Below are 20,511 nucleotides of genomic sequence, written 5' to 3' on the forward strand. Positions count from 1 at the left end.
AACACACCTTTTCCGCGACTGGGAGAAAGCACACCACCCATGGCCCACACCGAAGACAAGCTCCGCGAATACCTCAAGCGGGTCACCGCCGACCTGCGGCGGACGAAGCAACGGCTGGAGTCCGTCGAGGCCCGCGCCGGCGAACCCGTCGCCGTCATCGGCATGGCCTGCCGCTTCCCCGGCGGCGTCACCTCCCCCGAGGACCTGTGGCGCCTGGTCGCAGGTGGCACCGATGCCGTCGGCGACCTGCCCGCCGACCGCGGCTGGGACCTCGACGACCTCTACGACCCCGAGCCCGGCACGCCCGGCAAGAGCTACGTCCGCCACGGCGGATTCCTCACCGGCGCCGCCGACTTCGACCCCGAGCTCTTCGGCATCGCCCCCCGCGAGGCCCTCGCCATGGACCCCCAGCAGCGCCTGCTGCTGGAATCCGCCTGGGAGGCCGTCGAACGCGCCCGCCTCGACGTCGCCACCCTGCGCGGCACCGACACCGGCGTCTTCGTCGGCGGCGCCGACACCCACTACGGCACCCTCGCCCGGCAGACCGACGAGACCGAGGGCCACCTGCTCACCGGCGGCGCCACCAGCGTCCTGTCCGGCCGCATCGCCTACACCCTCGGCCTCGAAGGCCCCGCCGTCACCGTCGACACCGCCTGCTCCTCCTCCCTGGTCGCCCTCCACCTGGCGGTGCGCGCCCTGCGCTCCGGCGAGTGCTCCCTCGCCCTGGCCGGCGGCGTCGCCGTCATGCCCACCCCCAGCCTCTTCACCGAGTTCTCCCGGCAGCGCGGCCTGGCCCCCGACGGCCGCTGCAAGCCCTTCGCCGAGGCCGCCGACGGCACCGGCTGGGCCGAGGGCGTCGGCGTCCTCCTCGTCGAACGCCTCTCCGATGCCCGCCGCAACGGCCACCGCGTCCTCGCCGTCGTCCGCGGCACCGCCGTCAACCAGGACGGCGCCAGCAGCCGGCTCACCGCCCCCAACGGGCCCGCCCAGCAGCGCGTCATCCGCGCCGCCCTCGCCGATGCCCGCCTGACCCCCGACCAGGTCGACGCCGTCGAGGCGCACGGCACCGGCACCACCCTCGGCGACCCCATCGAGGCCCAGGCCCTGCTCGCCACCTACGGCCAGGACCGCCCCGCCGAAACACCCCTGTGGCTCGGCGGCATCAAGTCCAACATCGGCCACGCCCAGGCCGCCGCCGGCGTCGCCGGCGTCATCAAGACCGTCATGGCCCTGCGCCACGGCCGCCTCCCGCGCACCCTGCACGTCGACACCCCCACCTCGCACGTCGACTGGAGCACCGGCGGCGTACGCCTCCTCACCGAGGACACCCCCTGGCCCGCCACCGACCACCCCCGCCGGGCGGCCGTCTCGGCCTTCGGCATCAGCGGCACCAACGCCCACGTGGTCCTGGAACAGGCCGACGAACCCGAGCCCGCCGACGCACCCGAGGCCGCCCGCACCACCCCCGGCGTCGTCCCATGGCTGCTGACCGGCAAGACCGAACAGGCCCTGCGCGACCAGGCCGCCCGCCTCCTCGCCCACCTCACCGCGGCCGACCCCGCCCCGAGCCCGGCCGACATCGCCCTGTCGCTCGCCACCAGCCGCACCCGCCTGCCGCACCGCGCCGTCCTGCTGGGCACCGACCAGGACGCCCTCGTCCGCTCCCTGACCGCCCTCGCCACCGGCGACCCCGGCACCGACCCCGCCACCGTCCGGGGCACGGCGGCCGCCGGCCGGGGCGGCACCGCGTTCCTCTTCTCCGGCCAGGGCGCCCAGCGCCTGGGCATGGGCCGCGAACTGCACGCCCGCTTCCCCGCCTTCGCCGAGGCGTTCGACGCCGTGTGCGCCGGCCTGGACGCCCACCTCGACCGCCCCCTGCGCGAGGTGATGTGGGGCGACGACCCGGCCCTCCTCGACTCCACCGGCTACGCCCAGCCGGCCCTCTTCGCGTTCGAGACGGCCCTCTTCCGCCTGCTGGAGTCGCTCGGCATCCGCCCCACCCACGTGGCCGGCCACTCCCTCGGCGAACTGACCGCCGCCCACGTCGCCGGCGTGCTGTCCCTGACCGACGCCTGCGCCCTGGTCGCCGCCCGCGGCCGCCTGATGCAGGCGCTGCCGGCGGGCGGCGCGATGGTGGCCGTCGAGGCCACCGAGGCCGAGGTGCTGCCGCACCTGACCGACGAGGTGTCGATCGCGGCGATCAACGGCCCGTCGTCCGTGGTCGTCTCGGGTGCGGAAGTGGCGGTGCTGGACGTGGCCGCCCGCTTCGAGGCCGAGGGCCGCAGGACGAGCCGGCTGCGCGTCTCGCACGCCTTCCACTCACCCTTGATGGCCCCCGTCCTCGACGACTTCCGCGCCGTCGCCGAAGGCCTGACCTACCACCCTCCGGCCCTCACCGTCGTCTCCGACGTCACCGGCACCACCGCCACCGACGACCAGCTCACCTCGCCCCGGTACTGGGCCCGCCACGTCCGCGATGCCGTTCGCTTCGCCGACGGCATCGCCTCCCTTCTTGCCGACGGCGTCACCCGCTTCCTCGAAATCGGCCCCGACGCCACCCTCACCGCCCTGGCCCGCCCCTGCCTGCCCGAGGACGCCGGTCACCTGACCGTCCTGCCCACCCTGCGCAAGGACCGGCCCGAGGAAGCGGCCCTCACCACCGCCCTCGCCGAACTGACCGTACGCGGCACCGAACCCGACTGGGCCGCCCACCTCGCCGGCACCGGGGCCCGCACCGTCGACCTGCCCACGTACGCCTTCGGCCACCAACGCTTCTGGCCCAGCCCCGGTCGCACCCTGATCGCCGACATCGGCACCGCCGGCCTGGAGGCCACCGGCCACCCCCTCCTCGGCGCCGTCACCTCCGTCGAACAGACCGACGGCGACGGCCTGCTGCTGACCGCCCGGCTCTCCCCGCAGACCCACCCCTGGCTCGCGGACCACAAGGTCGGCGACCGCATCCTGCTGCCCGGCACCGCCTTCGTCGAACTCGCCGTCCGCGCCGCCGACGAGGCCGGCTGCGGCCGCATCGAGGAACTCACCCTCGCCGCCCCCCTCGTCCTGCCCGAACACACCGGCACCCAGCTCCAACTGCACGTCGGCCCGGCCGACGACAGCGGCCGGCGCACCCTCACCGCCCGCTCCCGCCCCGAGGGCGAGGGCGAACGCCCCTGGACCCGGCACGCCACCGGCGTCCTGGCCCTGGCCGAACAGGAACCCGGAGACCTCACCGCCCCCGGCTCCGCCTGGCCCCCCGCCGGCGCCCGGCCGGTCGACCTCACCGGCCTGTACGCACGCATGGCCGACGGAGGCTTCGCCTACGGCCCCCTCTTCCAGGGCCTGCGCGCCGCCTGGCGGGACGGCGACGACGTGTACGCCGAGGTCGCCCTGCCGGAGGACGCCCGCGCCGAGGCCGCCGCCTACGGCCTGCACCCCGCCCTCCTCGACGCCGCCCTGCACGTCACCGCCTTCAACGGCATCGAACACGGCGTCCTGCCCTTCTCCTTCGAAGGCGTCTCCCTGCACGCCTCCGGCGCCCCCGCCGTCCGCGTCCGCGTCACCCGCACCGGCGAGGACACCGTCTCCGTCACCGTCGCCGACCCCGCGGGCCACCCGGTCGCCACCGTCGCCACGCTCGTCCTGCGCCGCCTCACCGGCGGCGAGACCGGCACACCCGCCACCCGCGGTGACGCGCTCTACGGCGTCCAGTGGACCGAACAACGCCCGCCCGCCGCACCGCGGCAGGAGCCCGTCGCGGTCCTCGGCACGCGCGCCGGACTGCCCGCCGGCCTGGCGACCGAGCCCTACGACGACCTCGCCGCCCTGGCCGCGGCCCCCGGGATACCGGACGTGGTGCTGGTCCCGGTGCCGGCGCGCACCACCGGCGACACCGTCGCCGCGGCCCACACGGCGACCACCCGGGCCCTGGAGACCGCCCAGGCCTGGCTGGGCGAGGAGCGGTTCGCCCACGCCCGCCTGGTCTTCCTCACCCACGGCGCCACCACCGGCACGGACCCGGCCGCCGCCGCGGTCTCCGGCCTGGTGCGCTCCGCCTCCTCCGAACACCCCGGCCGCTTCGGCCTCCTGGACCTCGACGGCACCGCGGAGCCCACTGCGGACGCCACCGTCCTGCGTGCGGCCCTCGCCCTCGCCGACGAGCCGCAGCTGGCGATCCGCGACGGCAAGGTGCTCGCCGCCCGGCTCGCCCCCGCCCGCACCCCTGCCGGCCCGGACGGTGCCCGGCACCTCGGCTGGCGCCCCGACGGCACCGTCCTGATCACCGGCGGCACGGGCGGCATCGGCCGCGCCGTGGCCCGCCACCTGGTGCGCGAGCACGGCGTCCGCAGCCTCGTCCTCGCCGGCCGCCGCGGCCCGGCGGCCGAGGGCGCTGCGGAGCTGACCGCCGAACTGCGCGACGCCGGCGCCCACGTGGTGATCGAGGCCTGCGACGTCGCCGACCGCACCGCAGTGACCGAACTGCTGGCACGGCACACCGTCACGGCCGTCGTGCACTCGGCCGGCGTCCTCGACGACGGCACCATCGAAGCCCTGACCCCCGAGCGGGTCGCCTCCGTGCTGCGGGCCAAGGTGGACGCCGCCTGGCACCTCCACGAGGCGACGAAGAACCTCGACCTCGACGCCTTCGTCCTCTTCTCCTCCGTCTCCGGCGTCTTCGGCGGCCCCGGCCAGGGCAACTACGCGGCGGGCAACGCCTTCCTCGACGCCCTCGCCGCCCACCGGCGCGCCGCCGGGCTGCCCGCCGTCTCCCTCGCCTGGGGCCCCTGGACCCAGGACGGCGGCATGACCGGCACCCTGTCGGACGTCGACATCCACCGCATCGCCCGCTCCGGCATGCCCGAACTCACCCCCGCCGAAGGCGTCGCCCTCTTCGACGGCGCCCTCGCCCTCGGCGAACCGCTCGTCCTGCCCGTCCGCTTCGACCTGGCGGCACTGCGGCAGCACGGCGACGTACCCCCGCTGCTGCGCGGCCTGATCCGCGCCCGCCGGCGCACCGCCGCCACCACCTCCCCGACGGCAACCGGCCTCGCCGGCCGGCTCGCCGCGCTGGCCGGACCCGAACGGCGCGAGGCGCTGCTGGACCTCGTCCGCGGCCAGATCGCCGTGGTCCTGGGACGCGCCGGAGCCGAGACCGTCGACCCGAGCCGTGCCTTCCAGGACCTCGGCTTCGACTCGTTGACGGCTGTGGAACTGCGCAATCGTCTGGGGTCGGTGACCGGCCTGCGGCTGCCCGCCACGCTGGTCTTCGACTATCCGACGGCGGACGCGCTGGTCTCCTTCCTGCTGGACGAACTCTTCGGCTCGGAGACGGCGGCGGGGGTGGTGACGCCGGCGGCGGTGCTGCCGGCAGTGGCCGACGACCCGATCGTGATCGTCGGCATGGCCTGCCGGTACCCGGGCGGGGTGGCCTCGCCCGAGGACCTGTGGCGAGTGGTGTCGGAGGGCGTCGACGCGGTGTCGGGCTTCCCGACCGACCGCGGCTGGGACCTGGAGGCCCTCTACAACCCCGACCCCGACGCCCTCGGCACCTCGTACACCTGCTCCGGCGGCTTCCTGCACACCGCGGGCGACTTCGACCACGAGTTCTTCGGCATGAGCCCGCGCGAGGCGCTGGCCACCGACGCCCAGCAGCGCCTGCTGCTGGAGACCACCTGGGAGGCGCTCGAGCGCTCGGGCATCGACCCGGCCTCGCTCAAGGGCAGCCGCACCGGCGTCTTCGCCGGCGTGATGTACACCGACTACGGGAACACCCTGGTCGGCGACCAGTTCGAGGGTTTCCGCGGCAACGGCAGCGCGGCCAGCATCGCCTCCGGCCGCATCTCCTACACCTTCGGCTTCGAGGGCCCTGCGGTGACGGTGGACACGGCGTGTTCGTCGTCGCTGGTGGCCCTGCACTGGGCGGCGCAGGCGCTGCGCACGGGGGAGTGCTCGCTGGCGGTGGCCGGTGGTGTGACGGTGATGTCGACGCCGACGACGTTCGTGGAGTTCTCGCGTCAGCGTGGGCTTGCGCCGGACGGGCGTTCCAAGGCCTTCGCGGACGCCGCCGATGGTGTCGGCTGGTCCGAGGGCGTGGGCATGCTGGTGCTGGAGCGCCTGTCGGACGCCCGGCGCAACGGCCACCGCGTGCTGGCGGTCGTGCGGGGAAGCGCGATCAATCAGGACGGTGCATCGAACGGTCTGACGGCGCCCAACGGCCCGTCCCAGCAGCGCGTCATCCGGCAGGCACTGTCGGCCGCGGGTCTGACGACGGCGGATGTCGACGCCGTGGAGGCGCACGGTACGGGCACGACGCTGGGCGACCCGATCGAGGCGCAGGCCCTGATCGCCACGTACGGCCAGGAGCGCGAGGCCGATCGACCGCTGTGGCTGGGCTCGGTGAAGTCGAACCTCGGCCACACGCAGGCCGCGGCGGGTGTCGCGGGCGTCATCAAGATGGTGATGGCGATGCAGGAGGGCGTGCTGCCGCGCACCCTCCACGTCGACGCCCCGTCCACCCACGTGGACTGGGCAGCCGGTGCCGTGGAACTGCTCACGGAACCCGTCGAGTGGACGGCGCCCGACCGCCGGCGCCGGGCAGGCGTCTCCTCGTTCGGCGTGAGCGGTACGAACGCCCACGTCATCCTCGAAGAGCCGGAGCCCGCCGAGGCCGCGCCGGAAGCCGGTGCCGACAGCCCGGCGGACGTGGTTCCGTGGGTGCTCTCGGCCAAGAGCCCGGCGGCCCTGCGCGGGCAGGCGGCCCGCCTGCTGGCCCGCATCGCGGATCAGCCGGACCTCCCGGCAGCGGACCTCGCCACCGCACTCGTGACGAGCCGCTCCCTCTTCGACCACCGCGCGGTGGTCCTGGCCCCCCGCGACCGGGACGCCGCCGTACAGGCCCTGTCGGCGCTCGTGACGGGGGAAACCCACGCCGCCGTCGTCGAAGGAGTGGCGGGGAACGCCGGGAAGACGGCGTTCCTGTTCACGGGTCAGGGTGCGCAGCGGTTGGGGATGGGGCGTGAGTTGTACGCGCGCTTCCCCGTGTTTGCCGAGGCGTTCGATGCGGTGTGTGCGGGGCTGGACGAGCACCTTGAGCTGCCGGTGCGCGAGGTGGTGTGGGGCGAGGACGAGGAGCTGCTGAACCGTACGGTTCATGCCCAGGCTGCGCTTTTTGCGGTCGAGGTCGCCCTGTTCCGGTTGGCCGAGTCGTGGGGCACCCGCGCCGATTATGTTGCCGGGCATTCGATCGGTGAGGTGGCGGCGGCGCACGTGGCCGGGGTCTTCTCGCTGGCGGATGCGTGTGCGTTGGTTGCTGCGCGGGGCCGCCTGATGCAGGCGCTGCCTGCCGGTGGTGCGATGGTGGCGGTGCAGGCGACGGAGGCGGAGGTCCTGCCGCATCTGACCGACGAGGTGTCGATCGCCGCCATCAACGGCCCTTCCGCTGTGGTGATCTCCGGCAACGAGAACACCGTCCTGGAGCTTGCCGCCCGCTTCGAGGCCGAGGGGCGGAAGACGAGCCGGCTGCGCGTCTCGCACGCCTTCCACTCGCCGCTGATGGAACCGATGCTGGAGGACTTCCGCCAGGTGGTGGAGCGCCTCGCCTTCGGTACTCCGCAGCTGCCCGTGGTGTCGAACGTGACGGGCAGCCTCGCCTCCGCCGAGGAGCTGGGGTCGGCCGGCTACTGGGTCACCCACGTCCGCGAGGCGGTCCGCTTCTCGGACGGGATCGCCGCCCTGCGCGCCGAGGGCGCGACGCGCTTCCTGGAACTCGGTCCCGACGGAGTCCTCTCCGCCATGACCCGCGAAACCCTCGCGGACGACATGGTCGCCGTGCCGGTTCTGCGCAAGGGCCACCCCGAGGAGCCCACCGCCCTGGCCGCGCTTGCCGCGCTGCACGTCGACGGCGGTCGGGTCGACTGGACGGCAGTGATCGGCGGCGCGGCGAGCCGGCGGGTCGACCTGCCGACGTACGCCTTCCAGCACCGGCGGTTCTGGCCGGCTGGTGTGGTGGCGCGTGCGGGTGATGTGCGGTTCGCGGGTCTGGCGTCGGCCGAGCATCCGTTGCTGGGTGCGGCGGTGGAGCTGGTGAACACCGAAGGCTTCCTGTTCACGGGCCGTCTGTCGGTGCAGTCGCACCCATGGCTGGCGGATCACGTCGTCATGGGTTCGGTGCTGGTGCCCGGCACGGCGCTGGTGGAGCTCGCCCTGCGTGCCGGTGACGAGGCCGGTTGCAGCGTGGTGGAGGAACTCACGCTCGCCGCCCCGCTGGTTCTGCCCGAGCAGGGTGCGGGCGTGCAGGTGCAGGTGCAGGTGTGGGTCGGTGAGGCGGACGAGACCGGCCGCCGGTCGGTGACCGTTCACTCCCGTACCGGCGAGGAGCCCTGGACGCTGCACGCCAGCGGCACTCTGGCCGACGAGACCTCCACTTCTTCGTTCGACGCGTCGGTGTGGCCCCCGCAGGGTGCCGAGCCGGTCGATGTCGCCGACTGCTACGAGCAGTTCGCCGACGCCGGATTCGCCTACGGCCCGGCGTTCCAGGGCCTGCAGGCCGCCTGGCGCCTGGGCGAGGACGTCTACGCCGACGTGACACTGCCGGAAGGTATCGAAGCGGGCGCCTACGGCCTGCACCCCGCCCTCTTCGACGCCGCCCTCCACGCCGCCGCAGTCAGTGGCGGGAACGGCGGAGTGCCGTTCTCCTGGGCCGGCGTTGCTCTCCACGCCACCGGTGCCGCTGCCGTACGCGTCCGCATCCGGCCCGCCGCGAACGGTGTCGAGGTCGCGATCGCCGACACCACCGGCGCGCCCGTGGCGTCCGTGGAAGCGCTGGCAGTCCGGCCCATTTCCTCGGACCAGCTGCGCACGGCCGTCGACCGGGACGCGCTGTTCACCGTCGAGTGGACGCCGGTCCAGGTCCCGGCCGAGGTTGTCGTACCCACCGTCACCCCGGCCGCCGTCGACCTCGACCTGGGGGCCCTGGCTGCGGACAGCGTCCCGGACGTCGTCCTCGTCGAGGTCGCCGGTTCCGCTTCCGCGGATGTCCTCGCGTCCGTGCACGAGCTGACGGCCCGTGTGCTCGGGCTCGTCCAGGCATGGGTGACGGACGACCGGTTCGCCGCCTCGCGCCTGGCCTTTCTTACCCGGGGCGCGACCGGCGGCGCCGATCCGGCGGGCGCTGCCGTCCGGGGCCTGGTCCGCTCGGCGCAGCTGGAACACCCGGGCCGGTTCCTCCTGGTGGACGTCGAGCCGGGGGCCGACGAGTCCGTCCTGCCGCAGGCCCTGGCCCTCGACGAGCCGCAGCTGCTCCTCCGCGGTGACGGCGACGTCCTGGCCGCGCGCCTGAGCCGCGCGGCGGCCCAGGCCCCGGCCACCGGCGCCTGGGACCCGGAGGGCACCGTCCTGATCACCGGCGGTACCGGCGGTCTCGGCCGGATCGTCGCCCGGCACCTGGCCGCCCGCGCCGACGTGCGCAACCTGCTGCTGGTCAGCCGGAGCGGCCCCGCCGCGGCGGGCGTCGCGGAACTGCTCGCCGAGCTGGAGGCCGACCACGGCGTGACGGCCACCGCCGAGGCCGCCGACGTCACCGACGCGGCCGCCGTGGCGGACCTGTTCGCCCGGCACCGCATCACCGCCGTCGTCCACACCGCCGGCGTCCTCGACGACGGCGTGATCGGCTCCCTCACGCCCGAGCGGCTCTCCGGCGTCCTGCGCCCCAAGGCCGACGCCGCCTGGCACCTCCACCGGGCCACCGAGGGTCTCGACCTCGACGCCTTCGTCGTCTTCTCCTCCGTCGCCGGCGTCTTCGGCAGCGCGGGCCAGGCCAACTACGCGGCGGGCAACGCCTTCCTCGACGCCCTCGCCGTCCACCGCCGTACCGCCGGTCTGCCCGCCGTCTCCCTCGCCTGGGGCCCCTGGGCACAGGCGAACAGCGGCATGACCGGCACGCTGTCCGAGGCCGGGATCGAGCGCATCGCCCGCTCCGGCATGCCGGCGCTCACCACCGAGCAGGGGCTCGCCCTGTTCGACGCGGCGCTCGGCGCCGGCGAGCCCCTCGCCGTACCCGTCCGCCTGGACCTGGCCGCCCTGCGGGCGTACGGGGACGTGCCCCCGCTGCTGCGCGGCCTGGTCCGCTCGCGCACCCGGCGCGCGTCCGCCGCGGCGCCGGCCGGCGCCGCCGCCTCCGGTCTCGTCGCGCGCCTGGCCGGGAAGCCGGAGGCGGAGCGGCGCGAGGCGCTGCTCGACATCGTGCGGGCCCACATCGCCCTCGTCCTCGGGCATGCGGACGGCGCGACCGTCGACCCGGCCCGTGCCTTCCAGGACCTGGGCTTCGACTCCCTCACCGCCATCGAACTGCGCAACCGCCTCGGCAAGGCCACGGGCCTGCGACTGCCGGCGACCGCCGTCTTCGACCACCCGACCGCCGACGCCCTGGTCGGCCACCTCCACGACGAGCTGTTCGGCACGGCCGATGCCGGTGCCGCGCAGAGTCCGCAGTGGCTCCCCGTCGCGGCCGCCGCGGCCGACGACCCCGTCGTCATCGTGGGCATGAGCTGCCGCTACCCCGGCGGGGTCGCCTCGCCCGAGGACCTGTGGCGGCTGGTGTCCGACGGCGTGGACGCCGTCTCCGGCTTCCCCGCCGACCGCGGCTGGGACGCCGCGGACCTCGACGAGGCCGACATCGCCACCCGCTCCGGCGGCTTCCTGCACGACGCCGCCGACTTCGACCCCGACTTCTTCGGCATGAGCCCCCGCGAGGCGCTCACCACCGACGCCCAGCAGCGCCTGCTGCTGGAGACGACGTGGGAGGCGATCGAACGCGCCGGCATCGCCCCGGCCTCCCTCAAGGGCAGCCGCACCGGCGTGTTCGCCGGTGTGATGTACCACGACTACGCCTCCCTCCTCTCCGGCCGCGAGTTCGAGGGCTACCAGGGCAGCGGCAGCGCGGGCAGCGTCGCCTCGGGCCGTGTCTCGTACACCTTCGGTTTCGAGGGTCCTGCGGTCACGGTCGACACGGCGTGCTCGTCGTCGCTGGTGGCGCTGCACCTCGCCGCGCAGGCGCTGCGGTCGGGGGAGTGCTCGCTGGCGGTGGCCGGTGGTGTGACCGTGATGGCCACCCCCATGACGTTCGTCGAGTTCTCCCGCCAGGGCGGTCTGTCCGCCGACGGCCGGTGCAAGGCGTTCTCCGACTCCGCCGACGGCGTGGGCTGGGGCGAGGGCGTGGGCATGCTCGTCCTCGAACGGCTCTCCGACGCGCGCCGCAACGGTCACCGCGTACTGGCCGTGGTCCGCGGCTCGGCCGTCAACCAGGACGGCGCCTCCAACGGGCTCACCGCCCCCAACGGCCCGTCCCAGCAGCGGGTGATCCGCCAGGCCCTGGCCAGCGGTGGTCTGTCCACGGCCGATGTCGACGCCGTCGAGGGCCACGGCACGGGCACGACGCTGGGCGACCCGATCGAGGCCCAGGCCCTGCTCGCCACCTACGGCCAGGACCGGCCAGCCGACCGGCCCCTGCTGCTGGGCTCCGTGAAGTCCAACATCGGCCACACCCAGGCCGCCGCCGGTGTCGCGGGCGTCATCAAGATGGTCATGGCGATGCAGCACGGCGTGCTTCCGCACACCCTGCACGTCGACGCCCCCTCCGCCCACGTCGACTGGACGGCCGGTGCCGTAGAACTGCTGCGGCAGCCCGCACCCTGGCCGGACGCGGCGCGGCCGCGCCGGGCGGGCGTGTCCTCGTTCGGCATCTCGGGCACCAACGCCCACGTCATCCTCGAACAGCCCGAGACGCAGCCGGAGACGCAGCCGGAGCCCCAGCAGGAGACCCCCGCGGCCGGCCCCCTGCCCCTGGTCCTCTCGGCCAGGAACGAGGCCGCCCTGCCCGCGCAGGCCGCACGCCTGCTCGCGCACCTACAGGAGCACCCCGGCCTGCGGCTCGCGGACGTCGCGTACTCCCTGGCCACCGGCCGTACCGGCTTCCCGCACCGGGCCGTCGTCCTGGCCGCCGACCGGGACACCGCCCTGCGCGCGCTGACCGCCCTCGCCGAGGGCGCCGCCGACGAGGCCGTCGCCGCGGAGGGCACGGTGCTCCCCGGAAAGCGCGCCTTCCTCTTCTCCGGCCAGGGCTCGCAGCGCCTGGGCGCGGGCCGGGAGCTGTACGCCCGCCACCCCGTCTTCGCCGCGGCCCTGGACGCCGTCCTCGACGGGCTCGACACCCACTTGGCCGGGCACCTGGAGCGGCCCGTCCGCGACGTCCTGTGGGGTGACGACGCCGATCTCCTCGACCGCACGGCCTACGCGCAGACCGCGCTGTTCGCCCTCGAAGTGGCGCTCTACCGGCTGGTGGAGTCCCTGGGCGTGCGCCCCGACCTGCTGCTCGGCCACTCGGTCGGCGAGATCGCGGCGGCCCACGTCGCCGGCGTGCTGTCCCTGTCCGACGCCTGCCGCCTGGTCGCCGCCCGGGCCCGCCTGATGCAGGCCCTCCCGGCCGGCGGGGCCATGGCGGCCGTGCGCGCCACCGAGGACGAGGTACGGCCCCTGCTGACCGGCGACGTGGCGATCGCCGCCGTCAACGGCCCCTCCGCCGTCGTCGTCTCGGGCACCGAGCAGGCCGTCGAGGCCGTCTGCGCCCGCCTGGAGGCCGACGGCCGCCGGGCCACCCGCCTGCGGGTCTCTCACGCCTTCCACTCGCCGCTGATGGAGCCGATGCTCGCCGACTTCCGCGCGGTCGCCGAGGGCCTGGCCTACGCCGCGCCCACCGTCCCGGTCGTCTCCGACGTCACCGGTGCGATCGCCACCGAGGCGCAGCTGTGCTCCCCCGAGTACTGGGTCACCCACGTCCGCGAAGCCGTGCGCTTCGCCGACGGGGTACGGACCCTGCGGGCCGCCGGCGTCACCACCTGCCTCGAACTCGGCCCCGACGGCGCCCTGTCCGCCCTCGCCGCCGAATCCTTCGACGGCGAGCCCGCCGCCCTCGTCCCCGTCCTGCGCAAGGGCCGGGACGAGGAGACGACGCTCCTCGGCGCCCTCGCCTGGCTGTACGCCCACGGCGCCGAACCGGACTGGAACGCCGTGTTCGCCGGTACCGGCGCCCGGCAGGTCGACCTGCCGACGTACGCCTTCCAGCGGCGCCGCTACTGGCCCGCGCCCTCGCAGACCACCCGCGCCGGCGAGGTGCGCCACGCCGGCCTGGGCGCCGCCCGGCACCCCATGCTCGGCGCGGCCGTCGAACTCGCCGACGGCGAAGGCCACCTGCTCACGGGCCGGCTGTCCGTCACGTCCCACCCCTGGCTCGCCGACCACGTCGTCCGCGGGTCCGTGCTGGTGCCCGGCACGGGACTGCTGGAGCTGGCCGTGCGAGCCGGTGACGAGGTCGGTTGCGGCCTCGTCGAGGAACTGACCCTCACCGCCCCGCTCCTGCTGCCCGCGACGGGCGGCGGCGTCCTCCTCCAGGTACGCGTCGGCGCCCCCGACGCCACCGGACGACGGACGCTCGGCATCCACTCCCGCCCCGAGGACCCCGCCGACGCCCCCTGGACCCAGCACGCCGAGGGCGTCCTCGCCCCCGCCGCCGTCCCCGCCCCGCAGCCCGACACCACCGTCTGGCCGCCCGCGGACGCCACGGAACTCACCGTCGAGGGCGCGTACGACACCTTTGCCGAGCACGGCTACGGCTACGGACCGCTCTTCCGCGGCCTGCGCGCCGCCTGGCAACGCGGCGACGAGCTCTTCGCCGAGGTCGCCCTGCCGGAAGGCGCGGCGGAGGAGGCCGGTCGCTTCGGTCTGCACCCGGCCCTGCTCGACGCCGCGATGCACGCCGCCATCCTCGCCGGCGACGCCGACGGCACGATGATCCCCTTCGCCTGGAGCCAGGTGTCCCTGCACGCCGAGGGCGCCGCGGCGGTCCGCGTACGCCTGTCCCGTCTGACGGACGGCGCCCTGGCCCTGCAGATCACCGACCCGGCCGGCGCGCCGGTGCTGTCGGTGGGCTCGGTGGCGGGCCGCCCGGTCTCCGACGACCAGCTGGGCGCGGCCGCCGCGCGAACGGCGGAGACGCTGTACGGCATCGCATGGCACTCCCCGGCCACCGGCGCGCCCGAGCCCGTTGCCGGCGAAACGGCGGTCCTCGACTGCGGTACGACGCCGCCCGGTGACGTACCGGAGGCCGTACGCACCCTCACGCACCGGGTCCTGGACACCGTGCGGGAGTGGCTGGCGGTGGAGCGTGGTGAGGGTGAGCGCTTGGTCGTGGTGACACGTGGTGCGGTCGCGACGACGGATGACGAGGTTGTCGACGTGGTTCAGGCTCCGGTGTGGGGTCTGGTGCGGGCTGCCCAGGCGGAGAACCCCGGACGGTTCGTGCTGGTCGACGTGGACATCGACATCGACGTCGACGACTCCGCGGAGCTGGACGATGCCGTGAACGCGGCGCTGGTGTCGGGTGAGAGCGAGCTGGCGCTGCGTGCGGGTGAGGTGCGGGTGCCGCGGTTGGTGCGGCTGGCTCCGGAGTCCGGTGAGGGGGTGTCATTCGATGCCGATGGGGCGGTGCTGATCACCGGTGGTACGGGTGGTCTGGGTGCCGTCGTCGCTCGCTACCTGGTGGCCGAGCGTGGTGTCCGGCATCTGGTGCTGGCGGGCCGGCGTGGCCTGGAGGCGCCGGGTGCGGTGGAGTTGCGTGAGGAGCTGTCGGGGCTGGGTGCGCGGAGTGTGCGGGTCGAGGCGTGTGACGTCTCCGACCGTGCCGCGCTGACTGCTCTGGTCGACGGCATCACCGCCGAACGCCCCCTGACCGGCGTCGTCCACGCCGCCGGTATCGGTGACAACGGTCTGGTGCAGGCCCTGACCCCCGAGCGCATGGACGCCGTTCTGGCTCCGAAGGCGGATGCGGCCTGGTGGCTGCACGAGCTGACCAAGGACATGGACCTGGCGGCGTTCGTACTGTTCTCGTCCGCCGGTGGCCTGGTGCTGACGGCCGGTCAGGGCAACTACGCCGCTGCCAACGTCTTCCTCGACGCCCTCGCCCAGCACCGTCACGCCCACGGGCTGCCGGCCACGTCCATGGCCTTCGGCCTGTGGGACGTGGGCGCCGGTCTCGGCCAGTACCTCGGCGACATCGACCGCAAGCGCATGGCGACGCAAGGCGTCCCGGTGCTCACGCACGACGCCGGGCTGGCGCTGTTCGCGGCGGGCCTGCGGTCGGAGCGCGCCACCGTCGTACCCATCCAGGTGGACACGGCGGCCCTGCGCACCCGCACCGACGAGATCCCCGCCCTCCTGCGCGGCCTGGCGCCGCGCGCCCGCAGGGCCGCGGCCGCCGCGGCCCCCGCGCCGGCGGCCGGCCTGAACCGGCAGCTCGCGGGGCTCACCGACGGCGAGCGGCGCCGGACGATCCTGCAGATCGTCCGCACGCAGGTCGCGGCCGTCCTCGGGCACGAGTCGGCGGAGGCCATCGGGCCCGACAGGGCCTTCCAGGAGCTCGGTTTCGACTCCCTGGCCGCCACCGAGCTGCGCAACCAGCTCAACCGCGCCACCGGCCTGCGCCTGCCCGCCACCCTCGTCTTCGACCACCCCAACTCCCGGGCCGTCGCCGAGCACATCGACAGCCTCCTCGCCGGCACGGACGCCGCCGGGGCCGCCGACGCCGCTGCCCCCGCGCGTACCCCCGCGGCCCCGGCGGACGACGAGCCGGTCGCGATCATCGGCATGGCCTGCCGCTACCCGGGCGGCGTCACCAGCCCCGAGGAGCTGTGGAAGCTCGTCGCCGACGGCATCGACACCCTCTCCGACCTGCCCGCCGACCGCGGCTGGAACCTCGCCGACCTCTACGACCCCGAGCCCGGCAAGGACGGCAGGAGCTACACCCGCCACGGCAGCTTCCTGCACGACGCCGCCGACTTCGACCCCGGCTTCTTCGGCATCTCGCCGCGCGAGGCCACCTACATGGACCCGCAGCAGCGCCTGCTGCTGGAGACGTCCTGGGAGGCGATCGAGCGGGCCGGCATCGACCCCTCCTCGCTCAAGGGCAGCGACACCGGCGTCTTCTCCGGCGTCATGTACCACGACTACGCCCTGAACGTCTCGCCCTCCGGCACCAGCGGCGGCAGCGTCGTCTCCGGCCGGGTCTCCTACACCTTCGGGTTCGAGGGGCCCGCGGTCACGGTCGACACCGCCTGCTCGTCCTCGCTCGTCGCCCTGCACCTCGCCGTCCAGGCGCTGCGCTCGGGCGAGTGCTCGCTGGCCCTGGCCGGCGGTGCCACGGTGATGTCCACGCTCCCTAACCAGCGACTGAAGCGACTCAATGACGGACACAGATTAGCGAAGTAGTCCTGAGGCGGGGCGGACCTGGGTGGCAGAAGCGGTGTCCGTGTCGATGATGAGACCGGCGCAAAGGCCCCTCCTCAGCGACTGAAGTACACCCCGAGCGACTCGGCACCGCTCAGTCGCTACCCAATGCCGGCCAAGAACGTGCAGGTCATAGGCATACCCACATCCGCGTAGCGACTGAAGCGACCCAAGGTCCCCATATATGACGCACACGCGCGCACGGAAATGTCTTCATATACAGAACTCTCGGTCGCTTCAGTCGCTGCTGCGTCTTCATCAGGGCTCTGACCTGCAGTTTCCCGGAGCGACTGAGCCGCGTCAGACTCTGGATTCTCAGTCGCTGATGATGCTGCCTCCGGCAGCTACTCAAGCGACCGAAGCGACTCAACCTGCTACAAGTGTTGCGCCGCATGGCGAGCCGGGCCGCAAACGCCAGCTCGTCGACGCCGGTGCCCGAGACAAGGCGGGCGAACGCGGAGAGCACTGCGGCGCGGGCAGGACGTTTTTTTTTTGCGGCAGGAGGCTTGGCAGGCGGTCGGGTCAGCGTAGTGGCCAGGGCACGTGCGAGCCACCCGTCGACGTCGGGCTGGACCGGGGGGGGGCTCGTCCCGGGCAGCTTCGTCGCCCTCGCGAGGCTCGGCCTGCTTCAGCGTGCCCAGCTCACACAGCGACTAGAGCGCCCGCCACACGGTGACCTCCCCGTATCTAGATAACCAGCGTGAAGGCGACCCGGGGCGCGTAGGGGAGCGAGAGCGTCCGTTTCGGGCGCTCTCGCTCGCGTCGCTCACCGTCAGTCGTGGATGGTGAGGCAGGCCCGGTGGTCGATGTCGGTCCAGCCGAGGCCCAGCCGGAGGTTGTCGGGGAAGTTGTTGTTCATGGTGAAGTCCTAGGGGAGCAGTCCCCGGCCGCCGAGCAGGCGCAGCGCCGCGAGGAGCTGCTGCAGCGGCTGCGTGAGTTGCCGGTCGTGGTGGGCACGCACCCGTGGTGGAGCAGCCCCCGGCCGCCGAGCAGCGGGTGGCGGCGCGGATGGCGCTCAAGCGCGCACACAAGAAGCCGGCCGTGGGCGCTGGGGCGGCGTAGTCGTGCACGGCGATGGTGAGCGGGCGGAGCCGGGGCCGCTGGTCATCGTGGAGCTGGTGGACGGGCAGCAGGTGCGGGCCGAGTTCCTCGGCCGCATCCGGCAGCCATCGGGAGACTGGTGGTGCGAGCTGCGCCTGACCCTGTGGGCGCAGGCCCAGCTGCCCGACCAGACGATCGCGGCCGCCCCTTCTTCGGTGGCCTTCCGGGCCCCCGCCGCGCGGGTCACCCCGATCGAGGGGACGGACTACTCGGCGGTGCCGACGCGCCGGGCCGGGCCGCCGGTGCGCGACCGGCTCGCCGCCGAGCTGACCGGCAAGTGGTTCCTGTAGCGCGTGCGCACCCCCGCCGACCAGCCCAAGCGGCGCACCCTGCACTACGAGGGGTGCTGGCTGGCTCGGGGCGAGCCGACCCTCACCCTCGACCAAGCCTCCGCGCCCTGGTAGAAGGCGGAGCCGTGCGACGGGCGCGAGGCCCAGCGGCTGCACGCCCCTGGGGGCGAGCGCGGCTGCCGTGGCATGCGGGCTCATCACGCCGAGGCCAGCCCTGAGTGCCCTGCTGCTACAGCAAGCGAGTTTGCTGTCCGGACCTGCGGTTTGCATGAGTTACGCCAGCCATGAGGGTCATGAACTCAGCGAAGAGCGTCATGCAGGGCCTCCTCCAAGACAGGTAGCCGGTCCAGCAGCATCAGAGCTGCCTCGTGCCGCGCCCGCCCGTAGGCCTCCAGTGCGGCGTCGACGATGTGCGGTCGTTCCACTGGTACCGACAGCGGAAAGGCCGAGCAGAGCATGGCTGCACAGCCGACACGAAGCGAGGACACGAGGTCGTCCGCGGACGCCTTCGGGTTGGCGTCTCGGTAGGCCAGGGTGAGATCGGTGTATCCGGTGAGCCAGCTCTCCGCACTGTTGTCCAGCACGCTCTTGGGGTCGCAGCCAAGACGTGCGATCTCCCAGGCGAGGTACCCGGGTGTGGGCGGTCGGAAGTCCACGATCGCGGCTACCTCGTTGTTCTGGAGCAGAACGTTGGGGCCGGCCATGTCGCCGTGCATGACCTGGACGGTCAGATGTGGAAGCGAAGCGAGGGTGCGCTCGACGTCTCCCAAGGTGGCTTGTCGCTCACGTGCTGCCTGCAGCGCCCACGTCTCGAATTCCCCCAGCCTGGGACTGCACTGGTACACCTGAATCAGGCGCTCGAAGCGGTCCCGCGCGGCGGCCACGTCGCACGCCGCGGCACCAGATTCTAGGGTGGGTGCGGCGGCGGGGTGAGTGGCGAGTCGACTGTGGAGACGGCCCATCGCTGCGCCGACCGCTGCCCATCGTGCACCGGTCAGGGTGCCCTCGGCAGTCTCGGTGTGCGGCACGTACGACCATAAGGACATCGGCAGGCGGCCGTGGGTCGCGATGAGTTCGTGCTCGCGCGTGCGGGTCGCCCGCGCGGTGGCGACGCCCCCGTCGGCGGCGTACTCGGACAGCTCGACCGACGCCAACTCCAGATCCAGGCGATCGCGAGTGCGGTAGACCTTGGCGAAGTGCCGACGGCCCTCCTGGTCCACGACGGCGTAGTTGTCCGTCGCGGTGCCCTCCGGGATGCGCGTGATGTCTGTCGGGTGCAGTCCGTACGCGAGCACCAGCGTGTTGACGATCGCCTTGATCTGCTCCCCCTCCGCGGTGCGGCCGGGTGTGGAAGGCGCGGCGACAGGCTCGGTGGCGGGCTGGTGAGATGCGGTGGACATGGTCTCCTCGTCGAAGCGCAGCGAAGTGCTCAGGTGCCGAGCGGGCGGTAGGTGGTCGGCTCGATCAGGACGCGGACATGAACCGCGGCCGCCAGCTGAGGCGGGCCGCGCCAGGTGCAGCGGGGCCGCAAAGTCGTCGGCGGACACCGCTCTGTCAACGCGGTCATCTGATTGCCCCACCCTCGTCCGGGTTGTGGCAGTGCCCGAGCCTGACCCGGCACCACCACCAGCTGCCGGTGGGGGACCGGCCGACCGAGCCGACACCGCGGCGGCCTGCCGCGTGAATCGGCTGATCGAGGCGTTGAGCGCGGTAACCGACACCAGCTTCTCGTGGCGAGGGTGACCGGTTCGGCATCGCATAGGCGGGGCGTAGGGCTGGCCGGCGGGCGGCGCGGCACCTGGTAGGGGTGCTCGTCGCATAGAGTGCGGGCGCGCGGTCGCCCACGTCGTTCACCAAAAGGTGATCTTGGATGGCTTCGTTCTCGTCTCCGCATGCACCCCTCGGGCCGCACCACCAGGAGGAACCAGTGTCGTCCCCGCAAGTGATCACCCCCGAGGAGAAGCTCGCCGAGGCGAAGCGGCAGCTGAACTTCCCGCGTATCGTCGCCATCTGCGGCTCCACTCGCTTCATGGCCGAGATGGCCGAGGCCGATCTGCGGGAGACCAAGGCCGGGAGGATCGTCGTCAAGCCGGGCTGCGACCTGAAATCTCCGCACGAGCTCTGGTCCGATCCTGTCGAGGCCGAGGCGCTGAAGATTCGACTCGACGAGCTGCACCGGTCGAAGATCCTGCTCGCTGATGAGGTGCTCGTGGTCGGTGACTACATCGGATACAGCACCCGGTCCGAGATCGCCTACGCCCGGTCGCTGGGCAGGCCAGTGCGGTTCACCCACCCCGAAGTCGACCCCGACGCTTGACCTGAGGGCTCGCCCCGCACCCCCGCCGGCACCCCGTTGGCGTTGATCGTCTGGCAGGTGCCGTGGCGGTGCCAGCGGGCTCAAGAAGCTGCGGAGCGCATCGCGGCCGTGATGGCGGCGACGAGCGGCTGCTGGTGATCCATCAGGTAGAAGTGGTCGCCGTCGTACCCCTCGAGTCCGCGGAAACTCGTCGTGAGCGCTCGCCAGGCAAGGAGCTGGTCCTCGCCGATCAGCTTGTCGTGGCGGCCCGCGAATACCGACAGCGGAACGGGCAGCGGCTCGGGCCTGCGGGGAGGGGCCCAGGTGTCTACGAGTTTGAAGTCGCTGCGGAATACCGGGGCGAACGTGTGCCAGACGTCGTCGTTGTCGAGGAGCTGCGGTGGGCTGCCTCCGTCGCTGCGCAGCCAGTCGCGCAGTTGGTCGTCGGCCATCAGGTGAGGGCTGCTGCCGACTGCTGCCGCTCGTTCGCAGTGG

Annotated in this window: 5 protein-coding genes and 2 pseudogenes; 4 read left to right on the forward strand and 3 right to left on the reverse strand. The window is 73.6% G+C overall.

Translation table 11 applies throughout. The features are described 5' to 3' along the window. Positions 1-18: 18 nt before the first annotated feature. The 3 genes and pseudogenes from ABD361_RS16865 to ABD361_RS16870 all read left to right on the forward strand — a co-directional run. Positions 19-11,979, forward strand: a pseudogene (locus ABD361_RS16865) (SDR family NAD(P)-dependent oxidoreductase); the annotation flags it as partial. A 174-nt stretch (positions 11,980-12,153) separates the two neighbouring features. Next, a pseudogene (locus ABD361_RS30690) lies at positions 12,154-16,311 on the forward strand (SDR family NAD(P)-dependent oxidoreductase); the annotation flags it as partial. A 1,082-nt stretch (positions 16,312-17,393) separates the two neighbouring features. Next, the gene (locus tag ABD361_RS16870; protein ID WP_344436138.1) at positions 17,394-17,720 is read left to right on the forward strand and encodes a hypothetical protein; all 327 of its coding nucleotides are present in this window, start codon (positions 17,394-17,396) and stop codon (positions 17,718-17,720) included. A 299-nt stretch (positions 17,721-18,019) separates the two neighbouring features. Here ABD361_RS16870 and ABD361_RS16875 read toward each other — a convergent pair whose 3' ends face one another. Beyond that, positions 18,020-19,120 (reverse strand): phosphotransferase enzyme family protein, encoded by a 1,101-nt coding sequence (locus ABD361_RS16875; protein WP_344436139.1) that lies wholly within the window; start codon positions 19,118-19,120, stop codon positions 18,020-18,022. Between the two features lie 29 nt (positions 19,121-19,149). Continuing rightward, complete coding sequence (locus ABD361_RS16880; protein WP_344436141.1) at positions 19,150-19,287, reverse strand: hypothetical protein; 138 nt, start codon at positions 19,285-19,287, stop codon at positions 19,150-19,152. 360 nt (positions 19,288-19,647) lie between these two features. On the opposite strand from ABD361_RS16880, the gene ABD361_RS16885 reads away from it, so the two are divergent. After that, complete coding sequence (locus tag ABD361_RS16885) at positions 19,648-20,037, forward strand: hypothetical protein (protein ID WP_344436142.1); 390 nt, start codon at positions 19,648-19,650, stop codon at positions 20,035-20,037. A gap of 80 nt (positions 20,038-20,117) precedes the next feature. Here ABD361_RS16885 and ABD361_RS16890 read toward each other — a convergent pair whose 3' ends face one another. Further along, positions 20,118-20,471: a thioesterase II family protein gene (locus ABD361_RS16890; protein WP_344436208.1), complete on the reverse strand. Its 354-nt coding sequence runs from the start codon at positions 20,469-20,471 to the stop codon at positions 20,118-20,120. Between the last annotated feature and the right edge of the window lie 40 nt (positions 20,472-20,511).

It is taken from the genome of Streptomyces luteosporeus, assembly GCF_039532865.1.
Classification (GTDB): domain Bacteria; phylum Actinomycetota; class Actinomycetes; order Streptomycetales; family Streptomycetaceae; genus Streptomyces; species Streptomyces luteosporeus.

Excerpts from the sequence above, each read along its gene's own strand:
- ABD361_RS16875 (WP_344436139.1), bottom strand. The coding sequence starts at position 19,120 with ATGTCCACCGCATCTCACCAGCCCGCCACCGAGCCTGTCGCCGCGCCT.
- ABD361_RS16880 (WP_344436141.1), bottom strand. The coding sequence starts at position 19,287 with ATGACCGCGTTGACAGAGCGGTGTCCGCCGACGACTTTGCGGCCCCGC.